1 protein-coding gene is annotated in these 422 nt (G+C 60.7%); it reads left to right on the top strand.

Going from position 1 to position 422, the window contains the following annotated elements:
• Nucleotides 1–422: hypothetical protein (locus DIE11_RS36680; protein WP_185633885.1), on the top strand; the 422-nt coding region annotated here is incomplete at both ends.

The following is a 422-nucleotide window of genomic DNA, read 5'->3' as shown; positions in this document are numbered from 1 at the left end:
CGCGAGGACCGTGATACCTCGGACTGGGCGATCGCAAGCATCAATCTGATCGGTCTGATGCCGGCCCCGGCCACCGCTCCCGCCCGCATGACGCTGCGGCCTGCACTTTTTCTCGCGCGACAGGAACTGACTGGCGAAAAATCCCTGGTCAGCGAGGCCCTGCTCAACACGTTGACGGTCAATCTGAACAGCAGCATTCGGGGCGAGTTGGACGACTTTGTAAAGCAGACCCAACAAAGGCTACCCGGTTTACTGGATGAAGCCGCCACCTTTGGCGAAAGCCTCATACTGGACCTCGCCAGCGGTCTGGAGACCCTGAGTCAGGCGAACAACGTTGTCGGCACGGCGCCCGGCAAAAGCGAATCAGGGAAGTCGTGGCGCGACCCCTCCGACTTGTTTTCCAACCTCTATGACGCGGCGCT

Origin of the sequence: Burkholderia sp. Bp9012 (assembly GCF_003853825.1) — a bacterium.
GTDB lineage: Bacteria > Pseudomonadota > Gammaproteobacteria > Burkholderiales > Burkholderiaceae > Burkholderia > Burkholderia diffusa.
This window is presented reverse-complemented; position numbering and strand designations above follow the sequence as displayed.